Origin of the sequence: Priestia sp. GS2, assembly GCF_036409025.1 — a bacterium.
GTDB classification, from domain to species: Bacteria; Bacillota; Bacilli; order Bacillales; family Bacillaceae_H; genus Priestia; species Priestia aryabhattai_A.
The window spans coordinates 3,081,007-3,098,767 of sequence record NZ_JAZGJX010000001.1 but is presented as its reverse complement, the minus strand read 5'-3'; the positions used below and the strand labels follow the sequence as shown (position 1 = coordinate 3,098,767).

The following is a 17,761-nucleotide window of genomic DNA, read 5'->3' as shown; positions in this document are numbered from 1 at the left end:
ACACTCCTTTAAAAGTAATTGATGATATTGAACGTAAATAGTATGCGTGGTGCTAGAATAAGTATGCGTAAAGGAAAAAAAGACCAATAGCATAGCTACTGGTCTTTACCCTTAATAATAATGAATAAACTTAGCGATAATTAATAAACTGCACGTCAATTGATAAATCTGCTTCTCTAATTGCGGCAATGACTTGTTGTAGATCATCGCGGCTTTTAGCGCTTACACGCAGCTGATCATCTTGAATCTGGCTCTTTACTTTTAATCCGCTTTTTTTGATTAGAGCAGTAATCTTTTTAGCATTTTCTTTATCGATACCTTGAATCAGCTTACCGCGCTGGCGGACTGTACCACCTGAAGCGTTCTCAACTTTACCATATTCAATATTCTTTGTTGGTACACCGCGCTTAATTAATTTTGAAACCATAACATCCTTCAGTTGTTCCAGCTTAAACTCATCATCTGAAACTAATACGAGCTCTTCCTTATCAACAGAAATGTCGCTTTTGCTTCCTTTAAAATCATAGCGGTTTCGAATTTCTTTTAAAGCCATTGTGATTCCATTTGTTACTTCTTGTAAGTCAACCTGTGATACTACGTCAAATGAGCTATCTTTTGCCATAGAATCCTCCTTGTTTTTTTCTTTAATTATAAATAAAACGAAAAGGGGATACAACTGATATTGAACAAGCATCTTGAAATTGATACAATACAATTTTGAACGTTTGTTTTCGTAGTGTAGAATCAATGATGAGAGTACAATTCGATTATAAAAGGAATAAATGAACTTCACATAAAGGATGGATAAAAAATGAGTAGAGTAGAACCAGGCCAAAGAGCATATTTGACTGTAAGCCGTGAAACGCCGATGGGATATATGCTTGATAGCGAAGATGGAGAGATTCTTCTTCATAAAAATGAAACAACGCAAGAGTTAGCAGAACAAGAAGAAGTAGAAGTGTTTGTATACTTAGATAACCAAAGTCGACTAACAGCTACGATGCATATGCCAGTTGTTGAAGAGGGAACGTATGCGTGGGTTGAAGTAGTTGACGTAAATGATGATTTAGGTGTATTTGTGGATATCGGTATGAGCAAAGACATGCTTATCGGTTCAACGGACCTTCCAGCTCTAGAAAGCCTGTGGCCTGATGTAGGCAACAAGCTTTATTGTACGATGAAAATATCAAAGCGTGGAAAAATTTATGGCAAAGTTGCCACAGATGACGTTATGAAAGCAATGGCTAAGCCGGCTCCAAGTCATCTGTTTAATCGCGAAGTCACGGGTCGTATCTATCGCGTGCTACGAGTAGGGTCTTTTATTATGACAGAAGAAGGTTATGTTGGATTTATTCACGAATCAGAACGTAAGGAAGAGCCGAAGATTGGAGCGCTTGTAACGGGACGTGTTGTGAATGTAAAAGAAGACGGTACATTGAATGTTTCGTTACTACCCCGAAAACAAGAAAGTATGGATGAAGATGCGCAGGTGTTATACGATTACATGGAAAGTCGCGGAGGCGTTATGCCATTTTGGGATAAAAGTTACCCAGAAGATATTCGTACACGTTTTAATATGAGTAAAGCAGCGTTTAAGCGCGCCTTAGGAAAGCTAATGAAAGAAGACAAGGTGTATCAAGAAGAGGGCTGGACATACTTTAAAAAAGATAAATAAAGACGAAACAAAACCGCTTGGAACCATCCAAGCGGTTTTGTCATGAATTTATAGGTGATCTGTCTTTTTAGAAAATGAATGTTTTCCTGCTTGTCGATTTCTTTGTTCATGTAGATTCTTTTGTTCTTGCTTTGCTTGATTATCTTTTGCTTTTTTATCATTATCACTTGTATGAGGCATTCTAACACACACTCCTTTTTAGAACATATCGTTAGATTACCCTGAACTATAAGCATTATTCGATAATGTCGTTTAAAAAGAAAAGTGCAATCGTCCCAGGTCCAGCGTGAGAACCAACAGCTGCTCCAATCATGTTAATTAAAAACGATTTGGAGCCAAATCGCTCTTCAATTAGTACTTTTAACTGCTTAGCTGTTTCTTCATCATCACCGTGGCTAATTGCGATTGTTTGGTCCCTTAGATTTTTTGCACCGCGTTCTTCCATGATATCGACCATACGCTTTAACACTTTCTTGCGTCCTCTTAATTTTTCAATTGGAACGAGCTTACCATCTTCAACATGTAATAAAGGTTTGATATTTAGCAATCCTCCAACAAATGCAGAAGCTTTGCTTACGCGTCCACCTTGTGCAAGAAAATCAAGGTCGTCTACCGTGAAGATATGCTCCATGCTAGTCGCATATTGTTTTGTCTTTGCTACAAGTTCTTTAAAGCTGAGGCCAGTTGCCAGCTGTTGAACGGCATAGTGTACAACAAGACCCTGCCCAAGAGAAGCGCATTTTGTATCAATAATTTCTAGCTCGAAGTTAGGGTACGTTTCTAATAGTTCATTTTTAACCATCACAGCCGTTTGATAAGTTCCTGAGAGTTCAGAAGAAAATGCAATATAAACACATTGCTCGTCTAATTTGGCCAACTCTTCAAATGTTTCATATAAAGTAGTTGGAGCAGCTTGAGATGTTTTCGGCATTGCTCCTTCTCGAATGGCTTTGTATACTTCTGCAGGGTTGATTGTTTCTAAATCTAAATATTCTGTATCGCGTAAATGAACACGAAGAGGGAGTAACGAAACGTTATTTTCTTCGAAAAAAGAACGTGGTAAGTCACTAGCACTGTCTGTTAAAATTTTTATTGACATAAATGTCACCTTCCTACTACATTTATCTAAGCGTTTACTTTTTTACAGTTTGACGGAAAGAAAATAAATACAATAATAATACTAGTGTATAAGTACTGAGGAAAAAATACAATTTATGAATAATTTTTTTATAAAGTAAAAATGTTCATACTATAAAAAAAGAATGAGCAAATACTACATGTATACATAGTTTGGAGGTCTGAAACAATTGAACAAGTGGCTGGAAGTCAAAAAAATTATTGTTGTTACAGTTGGTGCTTTATTAAACGCAGTTGCTTTAAACTTATTTCTAATTCCAGCGAATGTTTATTCCAGTGGATTTACAGGAGTTGCCCAATTAATTTCAAGTGTTGTAACTGACTATACGCCATTTACAATTTCTACAGGTATTCTGCTGCTTTTATTAAACATTCCCGTAACGATTTTAGGTTGGAAAAAGGTAGGTAAGACATTTACGATTTATAGCTTCTATAGCGTCTTAGCTACAACGGTGTTTTTAGAGTTTGTACCGATTGAAGCTTTATCTCAAGACATCATTTTAAACGCGGTATTTGGAGGAGTCATTTTAGCTGTAGGAGTAGGAATTACGCTGAAGTTTGGTGCTTCAACGGGAGGGTTAGACATCATTGCTATGGTGTTATCACGTATGAAGGATAAGCCAATTGGTGGTTATTTATTTACGTTAAATGCTGTCATTATTGCAGCTGCAGGTTTGTTATATGGTGCGGAAAAATCATTATATACGTTGGTTGCTTTATATACGACGACAAGGGTCATCGATGTTATTCATACGCGCCACGTGAAAGTGACAGCTATGATTGTGACCAAAAAAGGCGAGGAGCTTAGAAAAGCCATTCATTCCAAATTAGTACGAGGTATCACTGCTGTTCCTGCAAAAGGTGGTTTTACAAATGAAGAGAAGGAAATGCTAATGATTGTTTTGACAAGGTATGAGCTGTTTGATTTAGAAAAAACCATTAAAGAGGTTGATCCTCATGCATTCACAAACATTGTACAAACGACAGGCATATTTGGGTTATTTCGCAAAGACGAATAAAAGATAAAAGCACGCTATGATATGTAGCGTGCTTTTGTCTTTGTTAATTCTTTTTCTCTAAATCTTCAGCAAGCTCATGTAGCTGTGCTTGTTCAGATGGAGAGGCATTGTTTTCAATATGAGATAACATATCTTCCGCAATTTCCATCTGACCTGCTGGTGTGTGTGATGAAGCAGCTTGCTTTGTGTTATATGTTTGATTTAAAGAATTTTCAAAATGCTGGATTTGCTCTTGTTCTTGAGGTGAAGCATCAGTCATTACGGCTTTTAACATTTCGCTTGAAATATCAAGTTCGCCGTTATGGCTTTTATGATTTTCATGATTTGACTGACCTTCTCCTTTATGATTCTCAGAGCGATTTGAAACAACATTTTGGATTGTTTCTTTTACTTGTTGAAAAAACGAATGTTTCATACGTTACTGACCTCCATGAGGAGCTTGACTTTGCTGGGCTTGAAACGCTTCAGCCTCCGCCATTGTCATATGATAAGGAATACGTTCATCATGCTTTTGTACTGAATCTGCACCTTGTTTGACAAAACGCTTTGATCGATTGCTTCTACCCATCATATCTTCCTCCTCTAAAATAAAGAAAATCGACACTTAACTAAGCGTCGATTATAGTGTGTGCAGCTTTAATGAAAAGATAGCGTAAAAAAATTACCTGTGCTTTCAAAAAATAGTTAAGTTATAAATTTAAGGTCTTTTCCAAATAATAAGCAATACCATTATCTTCATTTGAATACGTGACTTCACGAGCAATATCTTTTAGTTCCTGAATTCCATTGCCCATTGCAATCCCATGACCAGCAAATTTAATCATTTCAAGGTCGTTGTCTTCATCACCAAAGGCAATAATATTTTCTTGGGAGATTCCGTAATAATTTGCGACGCGTTCAAGCCCAACAGCTTTATTTAATCCTTTTTTGACAACCTCAATAACGTGCCAAGGAGCGCCCCAGCGGCGATGTTCAATCACTTCAGCATGTACATCAGATAGGTGAGACCTAATGTCAGCTACGTGTTCTTCATCCGCATGGATAAGTAGAGAAGTTGGGTTGTGATGAAGTCGTTGACGCAAATCTCCTGTTTCCAAGCGTGGATTTCCTAAGCTTAGAACATCCATCAGCTTTCGATCTTCAAAGTGTAGATACACATCATCTTTTACTTCAGCCAAAATGTTGTTAATGCGGAAGTTGCTCATTGCTTCGACAATATCATCAACGGTTTGTTTATGAAGCGGCTCATGATACACTCCCCAATTTTTTTCACGTGGATGATGAACCAATGCTCCGTTAAAATTAACGATAGGGGTCGTGAGTTCCATTTCTGCATAATACATCGCGCTTGAACGATAAGGTCTTCCAGTAGCAATCATGACGATATGTCCAAGTTCTTTCGCTCGTTCAAGCGTCCGTTTTGTTTTAGGTAGAATGGTTTTATTATCAGCTAATAACGTGCCGTCTAAATCTAAAGCGATTAAATGTTTTTCTGTATTCATAGGATCTCCTTTACACATCTTAATAAGTAATCGAACTTAATTAGTTGGTTTTATATATATTAAAAATCAGCGTAATTCATTCGCTTATTTTCTATCTTACATAAGTTTGTGAAAAGAACAAAGCACAACGTTTGACAGATAGAAACGAGATTGTTACGGTAAAACAATCGAAAAAGAATCTCATAATATGAAAGGAGATTGCGACATGGATGAACAATTAAAAGAAAAGATTATGGAATCACTTGAAGAGGTAGTTGATCCTGAACTAGGCGTTGATATTGTAAACTTAGGCCTTGTTTATGATGTAATGATGGAAGAAAATCAAACAGTTGTTGTGACGATGACGCTAACATCCATTGGTTGCCCATTAGCGGGAGCAATTACAGAAGATGTGAAGAAAAACGTAATTGGGCTAGATGGCGTTGAAAATGTCGAGGTGAATATTACCTTTAACCCTCCGTGGGAAAAGGAGAGAATGTCACGCTATGCGAAAATTGCACTAGGCATTCAGTGAAAAAAAGTACTTCAGCTTAAAAGTTGAAGTACTTTTTTTGAGTGTTTTTTAATAAAAATAAATTTGTGTGTATATTTAAAACAAATTAACAAACTTAAAAAAAGATAAAATTTTTTTAAATATTCGTTTGATTTTATTTTTATACAGTATTATAATGAGAAATAATTCAAATAGTTACGTAGAAAAAGGAGTAGTATTATGACACAGATTAACGTCGGTATTGTTGGAGCAACAGGTTATGGTGGCGCTGAACTAATTCGGTTGTTAGACGGTCATCCATATTTAAATATTCATTCAGTGTATTCATCTTCACAGAATGATTTGCCAATATCTGAAGTTTATCCTCACTTATCACATTTTGCATATAAATTAAAAGAAATTAACCCTAAAGAAATGGCGGAAGAGCTTGAAATGGTTTTTACAGCAACTCCTTCAGGTGTATCGAGTAAGCTAGTTCCTACATTAATTAACGAAGGATTAAAAGTAATAGATCTCTCGGGAGACTTTCGATTAAAAGATGAAGAGCTATATGAAAAATGGTATAAAAAGCCTTCTGCTAGTTTGGAAGACTTAGAGAAGGCCGTTTATGGTTTGTCAGAATGGTTTGCAGATGAAGTATCATCCGCTGATTTCATTTCAAATCCGGGGTGTTATCCAACGGCAACGTTATTGGGGTTAGCACCGCTTGCTCAAGAAAAAATAGTGGTTTCTAATTCCATTATCGTTGATGCAAAGTCCGGTATTTCAGGAGCAGGTCGCGGATTATCTCAACTGGCACATTATGCTGAAATCAATGAAAATATGAAAATTTATAAAGTTAACAAGCATCAGCATATTCCTGAAATTGAATCAGTTTTATCGCGATGGGATTCTGAAATTGGTAACGTAATGTTTAATACGCACCTTGTTCCGATGACGCGGGGGATTATGACCACGATGTATGCAGAGTTAAAGGAAGAGAAGTCGATAGAAGAACTTCATGAGTTGTATGTGCAAGCGTATGAAGCAAAGCCGTTTGTTCGAGTGAGAAAGCTAGGAGAATTTCCGTCAACAAAAGAAGTGAGCGGATCAAACTATTGTGATATAGGCCTTGATTATGATGAGCGCACGAAAAGGATCACAATCGTCTCAGTGATTGATAATTTGATGAAGGGTGCAGCAGGGCAAGCGGTACATAATGCAAATATCATGCTGGGCTTTGAAGAGAACTTGGGTATTAACGGATTACCTGTTTATCCATGATGAGCAGCGTAGGAGGGAATAATGTGATTACAGCAAAAAAGAGTTTGCTAGATATTAAAAAAATCGAGAATGGTACGATTGTTAGTCCAAAAGGATTTTCCGCTGCGGGAATTCATGCCGGACTTCGATATGAGAAAAAAGATATTGGCGTCATTATGAGCGATGTGCCTGCTAACTGTGCGGCGGTTTATACGCTAAATACGTTTCAAGCAGCACCTTTATATGTGACAAAAGATAGCATCAGCCAAGAACAAAAGTTACAAGCTGTTGTTGTGAACAGCGCTTGTGCGAATGCTTGTACAGGTGAACAAGGGTTAAAAGACGCATACGAAATGCGGGATACAAGCGCCGAACAGTTTCAAATACCTGCTCATTATGTAGCCGTCGCTTCTACAGGTGTGATTGGTGAACTATTAAATATGAAGAAGATTAATGCAGGAATCAAGCAGCTTCAACCAGCAAATACAAAGGAAGGAGCAGAAGCTTTCCAAACGGCGATTTTAACAACTGACACAGTAATGAAAACTGCTTGCTACGAAGTGGTTGTCGATGGAAAAACCGTTACGATTGGTGGAGCGGCGAAAGGATCAGGGATGATTCATCCGAATATGGCAACTATGCTTGGATTTGTCACGACAGATGCCAATATTGAATCAATAGTTTTACAAGATGCCCTTCGATCTATTACGAATAAAAGCTTTAATCAGATTACGGTTGATGGAGATACATCCACAAATGATATGGTGTTAGTCCTTGCAAATGGAAAAGCTGAAAACGAAATGCTAACGGTAAATCACTCTGATTGGAACGCATTTTATGAGGCACTTCGACTTGTGTGTGAGGATCTTGCCAAGCAAATTGCTCGCGATGGAGAAGGTGCAACAAAGCTTATTGAAGTAAATGTTGAAGGTGCTGCTACAAATGAAGATGCCAATACAATTGCGAAGCAAATTGTTGGATCAAGCCTTGTTAAAACAGCTGTGTACGGAGCGGATGCAAACTGGGGAAGAATTATTTGCGCAGTTGGCTACAGCGGGGTCAAAATTAATCCAAATGATATAACAGTGGCGTTAGGTGACATCGTGATGTTGCAAAATAGTCAGCCTCAAGCTTTCGATGAAGAAGCGGCTAAGAGCTATTTACAGCAGGAACATGTAGCTTTGAATGTATTTCTTAATGAAGGAACAGCTAAAGGAAAAGCATGGGGTTGTGATTTAACTTATGATTACGTGAAAATTAATGCAAGTTACCGAACGTAAGGAGAGAAGACGATGTCGGATGCAAAAACAATTGTTATAAAGTGTGGAGGAAGCATCATTAATCAGTTAACAAATTCATTTTTTAGAGACTTAAAGAAGCTGATTGAGAGTGGCCATAACATTGTATTAGTACATGGTGGGGGGCCAGATATTGCGAATATGTTAGCAAAGCTTGATATTAAAGCAGAATTCGTAGATGGCTTACGACGAACATCTAAAGAAGCTTTAGATGTGGTGACAATGGTGCTATCAGGAAAGGTTAACAAACAGCTTGTGCGTGATATTCAAATTCAAGGTCTTCAAGCAATTGGTTTGTCAGGGTGTGATGCTCAGCTTTTAGAAGCTGAAGCTATTGATTTTGAAAAATTAGGTTATGTTGGGGAAGTGGTTTCTGTCAATGAAAACCTTTTAAAGCAGCTGATAGAAAAAAGCTACATCCCTGTTATTTCATCGATTGGTGTAAATAGTCAAGGTGAGATGTTTAATATTAATGCTGATGTAGCAGCAGGTTCAATTGCTAAGGCACTCGGAGCACAGAAGCTTATGTTTGTAACAGATGTGCAAGGAGTTTTAAAAGACCAGCAGTTGTTAACAGAGTTGACGGTAGAAGAAGTGAGCCAGCTAATCGAAGAGAAAACCATTTATGGAGGGATGATTCCTAAGGTTATGTCAGCAGTCAAAGCATTGTCTCCAACGCTACACGAGGTCAATATCATCAGTGGTATTAACGGCTTTTTAGATCAAAGTGGAAACTTAGTTGGAACTGCAATTAAACATATTATTAAAGGTGGAGAGGATAAAGATGAGCTCGTTATTTCCAACGTATCAACGTCTTGATATACATGTAAAAGAAGCGAATGGAACGTATTTAACGGATGAAAATAACCAAACATATTTAGATTTCATTTCAGGAATTGCTGTATGTAACGTAGGGCATCGTCACCCTGAAGTTCAAAAAGCAGTAGAAGAACAGTTAAATAAAGTGTGGCATGTGTCTAATTTATTTCACCAATCCATCCAAGAAGAAGTAGCCAACTTACTTGTTGCTAATTCAAGCGGAGACGCAGTGTTCTTTTGCAATAGTGGAGCAGAAGCTAACGAAGCGGCTATTAAACTAGCAAGAAAGCATACCAAAAAGCATAAAATTATTACGTTTACGAAATCGTTCCATGGCCGTACGTTTGCAACGATGACGGCAACTGGGCAAGCAAAGATTCATGAAGGGTTTGGACCACTCGTTAATGAATTTGTTTATCTTCCTTATAATGATGTAGAAAGCTTAGAGGCAGAAATGGATGATACGGTAGCTGCAATTATGACTGAGGTTGTTCAAGGTGAAGGCGGAGTAGTGCCAGGAACAGAAAGTTTTTTAACAACTATTCAAAAGCTATGTCAGGAATACGGTGCGCTGTTTATTGTCGATGAAGTACAAACAGGAATTGGCCGAACAGGTAAACCATTTGCTTATCAGCACTTTAATTTATCGCCTGATATTATCACAGCTGCGAAAGGCTTAGGAAGCGGAATGCCTATTGGTGCAATGATTGGGAAAGGTCTTTTAAAGGAATCATTCGGACCTGGAACCCATGGTACGACATTTGGGGGGAATCCAATTGCCTTAGCATCGGCTAAAGCAACGCTGCAAATTATTTTTAATCAACAATTCTTAGAAGAAGTAAATGCCAAGTCAGCCACTTTCAAAAAACAGCTAACCGTCATGTTAGAAAGCTATTCAATTGTGAAAGAAGTTCGTGCAAAAGGTTTTATGATTGGTATTGAGTGCGGGAAATATCAAGCCCAGTTAATCACTGCTATGCGTGAAAAAGGACTGTTAGTGTTAGGTGCAGGTCCTCACGTAATACGTTTACTACCACCATTAACAGTTAGCAGTGAAGAGTTATCAGAAGCACTGACTGTTATTGAGCAAGTATTTCAAGAGCTTAAGATAACGATATAAACAGTTATTTTTTTGAAAGTGATGTATAAAAATTCTTTAAAATAAATAATTATTCGAAGAGGGATGCAAAATGAATGGATATTTACATTTAGCAAACGGAGATTCATTTGAAGGTAGTATTGAAAATACTGCCTCTCACCAAGCAAGCGGAGAAATTGTCTTTTTTACAGGAATGACAGGCTATCAAGAAGTTGTGACGGATCCTTCTTATAAAGACCAAATTATTGTTTTTACCTATCCATTGATTGGAAATTATGGGATTAATGAGAAAGACTTTGAAAGTAAAAAGCCTCATGTAGCAGGCGTTGTCGTATACGAATGTTCCGATGAAGGATTCCATTATGAAGCGATGTATAGCTTTAAGCAATATTTAAAAAAGTGGAATATTCCTCTTATCACACATGTGGATACGAGAGCGGTCGTTAAACGAATTCGAAAAGAGGGAACAATGCAAGCAGCCTTTTCCGCTTCTGCTCAAGGTAACGTAGTAACGGACTCTGAACCATACGTGGTTAAGCAAGTATCAACGAAAGAGGTTGTATCACACGCTGGAGATAAACAACATATTGTACTAATGGATTTTGGTTATAAAAAATCAATTTTACAAGAGCTATTAAATCGCAACTGCCAAGTGACGGTGGTTCCTTACTCGACTTCACTTGAAGAAATTAAAGCGTTAAAGCCAGATGGGATTGTTCTATCAAACGGACCGGGAGACCCAATGCAAGTAGCAGATCAATTATCAGAAATCAAAGCAATTATCAGTAAATATCCAACGCTTGGAATTTGCTTTGGTCATCAGTTAATCGGGTTAGCATTCGGTGCAAAAACCAAGAAATTAATGTTCGGTCATCGTGGAGCAAATCAGCCGGTTATTGATTTATTTACAAATAAAGTATGTATGACATCACAAAACCATAGCTATGTGGTAGATGAAGTGACAGTCGAGCAAACGCCTCTTAAAGTACGATTTAAAAATGTTAATGATCAGTCAGTTGAAGGTCTTGTACATGAGCAACTTCCGGTGTTATCGGTACAGTATCACCCAGAAGCACATCCAGGACCAAGTGATAGCACATATATCTTTGATGAATTTATGAAGCAAGTACAGCAAGTTGGGAGCGAAAAAGTATATGCCTAAAGATAAAACACTACAAACCATTTTAGTTATTGGCTCTGGTCCAATTGTGATTGGGCAAGCAGCCGAATTTGATTATTCAGGTACACAGGCGTGTCTTTCACTGAAAGAAGAAGGATATGAAGTCATTTTAATTAACAACAATCCGGCTACAATTATGACGGATACACATATAGCTGATCGTATTTATTTTGAGCCACTTACGGTTGATTCTGTTGAAAAAGTTATTGCAAAAGAAAAGCCTGATGGCCTTTTAGCAACGCTAGGAGGACAAACGGGACTGAATTTAGCATTAGAGCTACACGAACATCAAATTTTAGAAAAATACGGCGTGAAGCTGCTAGGTACACCAATTGAATCCATTAAGCAAGGAGAAAGTCGTGAAGAGTTTCGTGCCCTCATGCAGGAATTAAATGAGCCAGTTCCTGAAAGTGAAGTTGTAACTGAAGTTGAGCAAGCGTTAACGTTTGCGAAAGAAATTGGTTTTCCGGTTATTGTTCGACCAGCTTACACTCTCGGTGGAACGGGTGGAGGAATTGCACATTCATTAGAAGAGCTTGAAAAGCTTGCCACATCAGGCCTTCGAGAAAGTGCTATTCATCAATGTTTAATTGAGAAAAGCATCGCAGGATTTAAAGAAGTAGAGTACGAAGTTATGCGTGATGTTAACGGAACGTGCATTACGATTTGTAACATGGAAAACATTGATCCAGTTGGTGTACATACAGGAGATTCTGTTGTAGTCGCACCTTCACAAACATTAACAGACGTTGAGTATCAGATGCTGCGATCATCATCAATTAAAATTATCTCGGCTCTCGGTATTATTGGTGGTTGTAATATCCAATTTGCACTTGATCCTAACAGCAAACAATATTATCTAATTGAGGTCAATCCCCGCGTCAGTCGTTCGTCTGCTTTGGCATCAAAAGCAACGGGATATCCAATCGCAAAGATTGCAGCAAAACTATCGGTCGGGTATAACCTTCATGAGCTATTAAATCCTGTTACAGGAGATACGTATGCTAGCTTTGAACCAGCGTTAGACTATGTGGTTGTGAAGTTTCCTAGATGGCCCTTTGATAAATTTTTCTATGCAGAAAGAACGCTAGGAACGCAGATGAAAGCAACTGGTGAAGTGATGGCCATTGACCGCACCTTTACAAGAAGCTTCCAAAAAGCATTATCATCTCTTGAAATTGATTTAAATGGACTAGAAGTAGAAGAACTACAGGCTTTATCTTTAGATGCTTTATTTGATAAGCTAGCAGACCAAAGCGATGAGCGTATCTTTATCATTTTAGAATTGTTGCGTCGTGATGTGACAACAGCAGAAATTCATGAAAAGACGAAAATTGACTACTTCTACTTAAATCATTTCAGTCATTTAATTGATCAAGAACAAGAATTAAAGAACGTTAATTTTGATTCAATTGATAAAGAAGCACTAAAGCATGCAAAAGAACATGGCTTTACGGATGCATATTTAGCTTCTATTTGGAATGTGTCAGAGCTGCAGGTGCGCGCTAAGCGTAAAGATTTAAAGATTTATCCAAGCTATAAAATGGTTGACACGTGCGCAGCAGAATTTGAATCATCCACTGCATATTTTTATTCTAGCTACTATGGAGAAAACGAAATTGAACCGTCTTCAAATAAAAAAGTAGCAATTATTGGATCTGGTCCGATTCGAATTGGGCAAGGTGTAGAATTTGACTACAGTTCAGTACACGGTGTGTGGGCGCTTGAAAAGGCGGGTTATGAAACCATTTTGATTAACAATAATCCGGAAACGGTTAGCACAGACTTTGAGGTAGCAGATCGTCTCTATTTCGAACCAGTTACGGTTGAAGATGTCTTAAATGTCTTAGAAGCAGAAAACGTAAATGATGTTATTGTTCAATACGGTGGACAAACGGCTATTTCATTAGTTAAAGGTCTTGAAGAGGCAGGAGTTAACTTGCTAGGTATTACTAATAGCATGATAGACGCCTTAGAAGATCGCGAGCAGTTTTATCAGCTGTTAGACGATTGTGACATTCCACATATTCCTGGTGAGATGGCAGATAGTGAGCAACAGCTGGTTACAAAGGCAAAAGAAATGGGCTTTCCACTATTAATTCGTCCTTCTTACGTTATTGGAGGGAAAGGAATGCTTACGCTTCAAAATGAACAGGAACTCATGGATTGTTTATCATCGATTAAATCATCACATTTCCCAATGCTGCTTGATGCTTACTATCCTGGGCAAGAAGCTGAAGTGGATGTCGTTTGCGACGGAAAAGACGTTTTAATTCCAACGATCGTTGAGCATGTTGAAAAAGCAGGTGTTCACTCTGGTGACAGCTATGCGCTTTTACCAGCCCAAAGTGTAACGAACGCTCATAAACAACAAATGGTTTTATATGCTCAAAAAATTGTTCAAAAGCTTAACTATAAAGGGATTATGAATATTCAATATGTAATCTATAACGATGAAGTATACGTTTTAGAGGTAAACCCTCGTGCAAGTCGTACAGTTCCTGTTGTAAGTAAAGTATGTGATGTTCCGCTTATTTCGCTATCAACGCAAGTATTACTCGGGAAATCTTTGTCGGAAATGAGCGAACAAACAGGTTTATTGCCAGACCCAGCATACGTAACAGTAAAGTTTCCTGTCTTCTCGACAAGTAAATTATCAGGAGTAGATCCACTTGTTGGACCAGAAATGAAATCAACAGGAGAAGGAATTGCGATTGCTTCTACAATCGAGGAAGCGTCTAAGAAAGTATTTCATCAGTATGCAACGTCTAAAAAAGAAGCAGTTGAAATCTATATCGATGCAGTAGAAGTACCAGAAAAATTAAAAGTAGCGATTACTCAGGCTGGTTTGAAACTTGTAGATACGAAAGATCTACAAGCTTGGACAAAAAGCAAAGAAGCATTACTATTTGTAAGTTTTGATTCTGCAAAGAAAGATAATCGTATGCTTGCATTAAAGCACGGTCTGCTAGTATTAACAGAACTAGAAACGTTCGAACTGTTCTTACAGTCATATCATGTAAGTGAGTATAGCGTATCGTCATTACAAGAGTGGTTTCAACATAATGAAAAGGAAGTGACAATCTCATGAGTACTGTATCAGCATCTGCAAATTTAAAAGGTAAAGATTTGCTGACATTAAAAGATTTAACACCAGAAGATATTATGTTTTTACTAGAAAGTGCTATTAGCTTAAAAGAAAAGCATAAAAATGGAGAAATCGTTAAAACGCTTGAAGGAAAAACTTTAGGCATGATCTTTGAAAAGTCTTCAACAAGAACGCGAGTATCGTTTGAAGCAGGTATGCTTCAGTTAGGCGGAAATGCACTGTTTTTAAGCAGTCAAGACCTTCAAATTGGTCGTGGTGAAACTATCGGTGATACGGCTCAAGTGCTGTCTCAGTTTATCGATGCAATTATGATTCGTACGTTTGAACATTCTAAAATAGAAGAGCTGGCGGAATACGCATCTATCCCAGTAATTAATGGCTTGACGGATGATTATCATCCGTGCCAAGCACTAGCAGATTTGCTCACAATTTATGAGCATAAACAAACGTTCCGCGGCTTAAAGTTAGCTTACGTAGGTGACGGAAATAATGTAGCTCATTCGTTAATGATTGCATGTGCAAAAATGGGGATTGATTGTTCAATTGGTTGTCCTTCTGGCTATGAACCAAAGGCATTTGTAACGGAATATGCAAAAAAAGTTGCAAACGAAACTGGAGCAACCATTACTATTACAGAAGATCCTGTTGAAGCCGTTCAAAATGCTGATGCAATCTATGCAGATGTATGGACGAGTATGGGACAGGAAGAAGAAGCGAAAAAGCGTTTAGAAGTATTTGCTTCGTATCAAGTAAACGATGAACTTGTTCAACATGCCAAGTCAGATTATCTGTTTTTACACTGTTTACCTGCACATCGTGAAGAAGAAGTAACGGCGAGCATTATTGATGGGCCAAACTCTGTTGTGTTCCAGCAAGCTGGAAATCGCATGCATGTACAAAAAGCCTTGCTACAAGCAATCTTAGCTTAATGATGGTATAAAAAGGCCGTGACATAAGGGTTTTAATTGATGAAATATCCGAACTATTAAAAGTTAATTACTTTTGGTAGCTCGGATATTTTTTGGTAGAACGAAAAATTATTAACAACTAGTGGAGCACAATGGAAGGAACGTGGTTTTTTTAACCTAACTAGTCTAGAAACGTCATGATTCGTCTTTAAGGTGGAATTAGTTCGTTAGATCCAAGCCTGTTGTCTATATGTTTCTTTCATATCGGGTTTAATTTGTACATTCCAGGGGAACACCATAAACATATTAAGCAGAACGAAAGGTGAGGACATCTATGAAAGTTTTAGTAGTAGGAGCAAATGGAACAACGGGTAAACAGGTAGTGGAATTATTAGCTAACTCCAGTCAACATCAACCATATGCCATGATACGTAAAGAAGAGCAAAAGAAAGCTTTTGAACAGCAAAATGTAGATGTGATACTAGCGGATTTAGAAAAAGATGTATCAGAAGCGGTTAAAGGAATGGATGCTGTCATCTTTGCAGCGGGTTCTGGTGGTCACACTGGAGATGATAAGACAATTGCTGTGGATCAAAATGGAGCGAAGAATGTCATTGATGCGGCCAAAAAAGCAGGAGTGAAGCGCTTTGTTATGTTAAGTTCAATGGGAACAGACGCGCCTGAGCAAGGCCCAGAGGGGCTTCAACTTTATCTTCGTGCTAAAGCAATTGCTGATGAATACTTAAAGCAATCAAATTTAGCGTATACAATTGTTCGCCCAGGAAGTTTATCCGATGATCAAGCCACTGGAAAAATTGATGTGAACACAGACATTGCGGACAAATCTGCAACAATTCCTCGAGCAGACGTAGCAAAAGCACTGGTAGCAAGCTTAGATGAGGAAACAACAATTGGAAAAACGTTTGAAATACTAAGCGGAAAAACAGAAATTGAACAAGCGATTCAATTTGCTCATTAAAAAAATGCGGATGGTTTTCCATCCGCATTTTTTTAAAGAAAAATAACCACTAATGCACCGACAATAAAACAATAAAAAGCAAAATATTTTAAGTTTCCTCGCGCCATAATACCCATAAACCACTTTAATGAGAAATAAGAAGCAATTAATGAAGCAAAGAAAGCTACTGTATAGGGTAATAATAGCTCAGAAAAGTTTGGATCATTTAAGATGTCGCTAATCCCTAATACTGTTACACCTAAGCTTACGGGAATGTAAAGTAAGAATGAGAAACGAAGAGCCGTTTCTTGTTTTGTTCCGCGTAGCATAGCAGCAACAATAGTTGCTCCTGAGCGACTAATTCCAGGGATAAGTGCTACAGCTTGCGCTAGTCCAATAATAATAGCGTCTTTTACAGAAAGCGCTGCGTCATTTTTTCGTCCTCGAAGGTTACGAATAATCCAAAGGGCAATACCCGTAGCAATTAAAGCAAAACCAAGTACTTTCAACGATTTTAGATTTGCTTCAATCACATCACCAAAAAGTACTCCAATAATACCGGCCGGAATTGTTCCGATGATTAAGTAAATGATAAATTGAAAATCAGATTTTGCGTCTTGATCCTTTGTTTTTAAGAACTTAAGACCATTTACAATAAGTCGAAGAATATCTTCACGATAAATAATAAGTACTGCAATCAAAGAAGCTGTATTTACTAAAATTTCGAAACTGAGGCCTTCAATATTTAAACCAAATAAATGTTGAGCAAGTACAATATGTCCGCTAGACGAGACGGGAATCGGTTCTGTAATCCCTTGGAAAAGGCCTAAAAATAAATACTTCAAAAGCAAATAAAATTGTTCCATGCGTAAATCCTTTCTACATTTTCAATAGTTAATTTAAATATTTGTTAAAGGTACATCTTTCAGTATAAAAAAACTTTGCTTCACTGTGAAGTAAAAAGAGAAATTCCTTTAAATGTAAACACTTTTTCTAATGTTTTCCTAGTTCATATCCTGATTATGAAATGAAAAACAGGGGGCATAGTATAAGAGAAGAGCTGGATTTTTTATTAATGAAGGAGGAAGGGAAATGGGACAAAACCGTCATTTTACAGCAGGTCAAAAAGCACCAAATAACGGTGTTTATATAGAAATTGGTGAAACGGGAAGCAACGTAAATAATCCTAAAAAAGTGAAGTTGCAAGCTGGAGATCGTTTTCCAGAAACGTCGAATGATGATCGTCATTGGACATATATTAGAAAGCCTTAATATACAAGTAAAGCCATCTCCTGCAGATGGCTTTACTTGCGTACAAAAAC

The 17,761-nt window shown here is 37.7% G+C and carries 19 protein-coding genes; 12 read left to right on the top strand and 7 right to left on the bottom strand.

Annotation, left to right across the window (positions count from 1 at the left end):
• Positions 1-130: 130 nt before the first annotated feature.
• On the bottom strand, positions 131-622 hold the full coding sequence (locus tag V2145_RS15725; RefSeq protein WP_131887367.1) for a YajQ family cyclic di-GMP-binding protein: 492 nt from the start codon (positions 620-622) through the stop codon (positions 131-133).
• Between the two features lie 189 nt (positions 623-811).
• On the opposite strand from V2145_RS15725, the gene V2145_RS15720 reads away from it, so the two are divergent.
• A complete protein-coding gene (locus V2145_RS15720) occupies positions 812-1,675 on the top strand; it encodes a CvfB family protein (protein ID WP_094912857.1) in 864 nt (287 codons plus the stop codon).
• Between the two features lie 48 nt (positions 1,676-1,723).
• On the opposite strand, the gene V2145_RS15715 is transcribed toward V2145_RS15720, so the two are convergent.
• Complete coding sequence (locus V2145_RS15715) at positions 1,724-1,855, bottom strand: DUF3941 domain-containing protein (RefSeq protein ID WP_076513403.1); 132 nt, start codon at positions 1,853-1,855, stop codon at positions 1,724-1,726.
• Positions 1,856-1,910: 55 nt separating this feature from the next.
• Positions 1,911-2,774, bottom strand: coding sequence for a DegV family protein (locus tag V2145_RS15710; RefSeq protein WP_094912856.1), 864 nt, complete (start codon positions 2,772-2,774; stop codon positions 1,911-1,913).
• 208 nt (positions 2,775-2,982) lie between these two features.
• On the opposite strand from V2145_RS15710, the gene V2145_RS15705 reads away from it, so the two are divergent.
• The gene (locus tag V2145_RS15705; protein WP_094912855.1) at positions 2,983-3,831 is read left to right on the top strand and encodes a YitT family protein; all 849 of its coding nucleotides are present in this window, start codon (positions 2,983-2,985) and stop codon (positions 3,829-3,831) included.
• Between the two features lie 43 nt (positions 3,832-3,874).
• Here V2145_RS15705 and V2145_RS15700 read toward each other — a convergent pair whose 3' ends face one another.
• From V2145_RS15700 to V2145_RS15690, 3 genes are all read right to left on the bottom strand, one after another.
• Entirely contained in the window at positions 3,875-4,246 is a 372-nt protein-coding gene (locus V2145_RS15700) for a hypothetical protein (RefSeq protein ID WP_094912854.1), read from the bottom strand.
• Positions 4,247-4,249: 3 nt separating this feature from the next.
• Entirely contained in the window at positions 4,250-4,402 is a 153-nt protein-coding gene (locus V2145_RS15695; RefSeq protein WP_165932522.1) for a hypothetical protein, read from the bottom strand.
• A 118-nt stretch (positions 4,403-4,520) separates the two neighbouring features.
• On the bottom strand, positions 4,521-5,333 hold the full coding sequence (locus tag V2145_RS15690) for a Cof-type HAD-IIB family hydrolase (RefSeq protein ID WP_094912853.1): 813 nt from the start codon (positions 5,331-5,333) through the stop codon (positions 4,521-4,523).
• A 205-nt stretch (positions 5,334-5,538) separates the two neighbouring features.
• On the opposite strand from V2145_RS15690, the gene V2145_RS15685 reads away from it, so the two are divergent.
• From V2145_RS15685 to V2145_RS15645, 9 genes are all read left to right on the top strand, one after another.
• Entirely contained in the window at positions 5,539-5,847 is a 309-nt protein-coding gene (locus V2145_RS15685; protein WP_094912852.1) for a metal-sulfur cluster assembly factor, read from the top strand.
• Positions 5,848-6,045: 198 nt separating this feature from the next.
• Entirely contained in the window at positions 6,046-7,089 is a 1,044-nt protein-coding gene (gene argC / locus V2145_RS15680; RefSeq protein ID WP_094912851.1) for an N-acetyl-gamma-glutamyl-phosphate reductase, read from the top strand.
• Between the two features lie 26 nt (positions 7,090-7,115).
• Positions 7,116-8,348, top strand: coding sequence for a bifunctional ornithine acetyltransferase/N-acetylglutamate synthase (argJ, locus tag V2145_RS15675; RefSeq protein ID WP_397428377.1), 1,233 nt, complete (start codon positions 7,116-7,118; stop codon positions 8,346-8,348).
• A 12-nt stretch (positions 8,349-8,360) separates the two neighbouring features.
• Positions 8,361-9,185 carry an acetylglutamate kinase gene (gene argB / locus V2145_RS15670; RefSeq protein ID WP_094912849.1) on the top strand — a complete coding sequence of 275 codons (825 nt, stop codon included), beginning with the start codon at positions 8,361-8,363 and terminating at the stop codon, positions 9,183-9,185.
• Positions 9,151-10,305, top strand: coding sequence for an acetylornithine transaminase (locus V2145_RS15665; protein WP_094912848.1), 1,155 nt, complete (start codon positions 9,151-9,153; stop codon positions 10,303-10,305). Before argB ends, V2145_RS15665 begins: the two co-directional genes overlap by 35 nt.
• 70 nt (positions 10,306-10,375) lie before the next feature.
• Positions 10,376-11,446, top strand: coding sequence for a carbamoyl phosphate synthase small subunit (locus V2145_RS15660; protein WP_094912847.1), 1,071 nt, complete (start codon positions 10,376-10,378; stop codon positions 11,444-11,446).
• Positions 11,439-14,555 carry a carbamoyl phosphate synthase large subunit gene (locus V2145_RS15655; protein ID WP_311859312.1) on the top strand — a complete coding sequence of 1,039 codons (3,117 nt, stop codon included), beginning with the start codon at positions 11,439-11,441 and terminating at the stop codon, positions 14,553-14,555. The genes V2145_RS15660 and V2145_RS15655 overlap by 8 nt, the downstream gene beginning before the upstream one ends.
• Positions 14,552-15,502 carry an ornithine carbamoyltransferase gene (gene argF, locus V2145_RS15650; RefSeq protein WP_131887364.1) on the top strand — a complete coding sequence of 317 codons (951 nt, stop codon included), beginning with the start codon at positions 14,552-14,554 and terminating at the stop codon, positions 15,500-15,502. The genes V2145_RS15655 and argF overlap by 4 nt, the downstream gene beginning before the upstream one ends.
• A 313-nt stretch (positions 15,503-15,815) precedes the next feature.
• Entirely contained in the window at positions 15,816-16,460 is a 645-nt protein-coding gene (locus V2145_RS15645; protein ID WP_094912844.1) for an SDR family oxidoreductase, read from the top strand.
• A gap of 32 nt (positions 16,461-16,492) precedes the next feature.
• Here V2145_RS15645 and V2145_RS15640 read toward each other — a convergent pair whose 3' ends face one another.
• Positions 16,493-17,305: an undecaprenyl-diphosphate phosphatase gene (locus V2145_RS15640; protein WP_330987996.1), complete on the bottom strand. Its 813-nt coding sequence runs from the start codon at positions 17,303-17,305 to the stop codon at positions 16,493-16,495.
• Positions 17,306-17,531: 226 nt separating this feature from the next.
• Here V2145_RS15640 and V2145_RS15635 point away from each other — a divergent pair, with 226 nt between their 5' ends.
• Positions 17,532-17,711, top strand: a complete 180-nt coding sequence (locus tag V2145_RS15635; RefSeq protein ID WP_094912842.1) for a YjzC family protein — start codon at positions 17,532-17,534, stop codon at positions 17,709-17,711.
• Positions 17,712-17,761 lie beyond the last annotated feature (50 nt).

What these genes read in the sequence shown, in the direction of transcription:
- V2145_RS15665 (WP_094912848.1), top strand. Translation starts at nt 9,151, where the DNA reads ATGAGCTCGTTATTTCCAACGTATCAACGTCTTGATATACATGTAAAA.
- V2145_RS15695 (WP_165932522.1), bottom strand. Translation starts at nt 4,402, where the DNA reads ATGATGGGTAGAAGCAATCGATCAAAGCGTTTTGTCAAACAAGGTGCA.
- V2145_RS15715 (WP_076513403.1), bottom strand. Translation starts at nt 1,855, where the DNA reads ATGCCTCATACAAGTGATAATGATAAAAAAGCAAAAGATAATCAAGCA.
- V2145_RS15685 (WP_094912852.1), top strand. Translation starts at nt 5,539, where the DNA reads ATGGATGAACAATTAAAAGAAAAGATTATGGAATCACTTGAAGAGGTA.
- V2145_RS15635 (WP_094912842.1), top strand. Translation starts at nt 17,532, where the DNA reads ATGGGACAAAACCGTCATTTTACAGCAGGTCAAAAAGCACCAAATAAC.
- V2145_RS15720 (WP_094912857.1), top strand. Translation starts at nt 812, where the DNA reads ATGAGTAGAGTAGAACCAGGCCAAAGAGCATATTTGACTGTAAGCCGT.
- V2145_RS15690 (WP_094912853.1), bottom strand. Translation starts at nt 5,333, where the DNA reads ATGAATACAGAAAAACATTTAATCGCTTTAGATTTAGACGGCACGTTA.
- V2145_RS15700 (WP_094912854.1), bottom strand. Translation starts at nt 4,246, where the DNA reads ATGAAACATTCGTTTTTTCAACAAGTAAAAGAAACAATCCAAAATGTT.
- argB (WP_094912849.1), top strand. Translation starts at nt 8,361, where the DNA reads ATGTCGGATGCAAAAACAATTGTTATAAAGTGTGGAGGAAGCATCATT.
- V2145_RS15660 (WP_094912847.1), top strand. Translation starts at nt 10,376, where the DNA reads ATGAATGGATATTTACATTTAGCAAACGGAGATTCATTTGAAGGTAGT.
- V2145_RS15640 (WP_330987996.1), bottom strand. Translation starts at nt 17,305, where the DNA reads ATGGAACAATTTTATTTGCTTTTGAAGTATTTATTTTTAGGCCTTTTC.
- V2145_RS15645 (WP_094912844.1), top strand. Translation starts at nt 15,816, where the DNA reads ATGAAAGTTTTAGTAGTAGGAGCAAATGGAACAACGGGTAAACAGGTA.
- argC (WP_094912851.1), top strand. Translation starts at nt 6,046, where the DNA reads ATGACACAGATTAACGTCGGTATTGTTGGAGCAACAGGTTATGGTGGC.
- V2145_RS15655 (WP_311859312.1), top strand. Translation starts at nt 11,439, where the DNA reads ATGCCTAAAGATAAAACACTACAAACCATTTTAGTTATTGGCTCTGGT.
- V2145_RS15710 (WP_094912856.1), bottom strand. Translation starts at nt 2,774, where the DNA reads ATGTCAATAAAAATTTTAACAGACAGTGCTAGTGACTTACCACGTTCT.
- argF (WP_131887364.1), top strand. Translation starts at nt 14,552, where the DNA reads ATGAGTACTGTATCAGCATCTGCAAATTTAAAAGGTAAAGATTTGCTG.
- V2145_RS15725 (WP_131887367.1), bottom strand. Translation starts at nt 622, where the DNA reads ATGGCAAAAGATAGCTCATTTGACGTAGTATCACAGGTTGACTTACAA.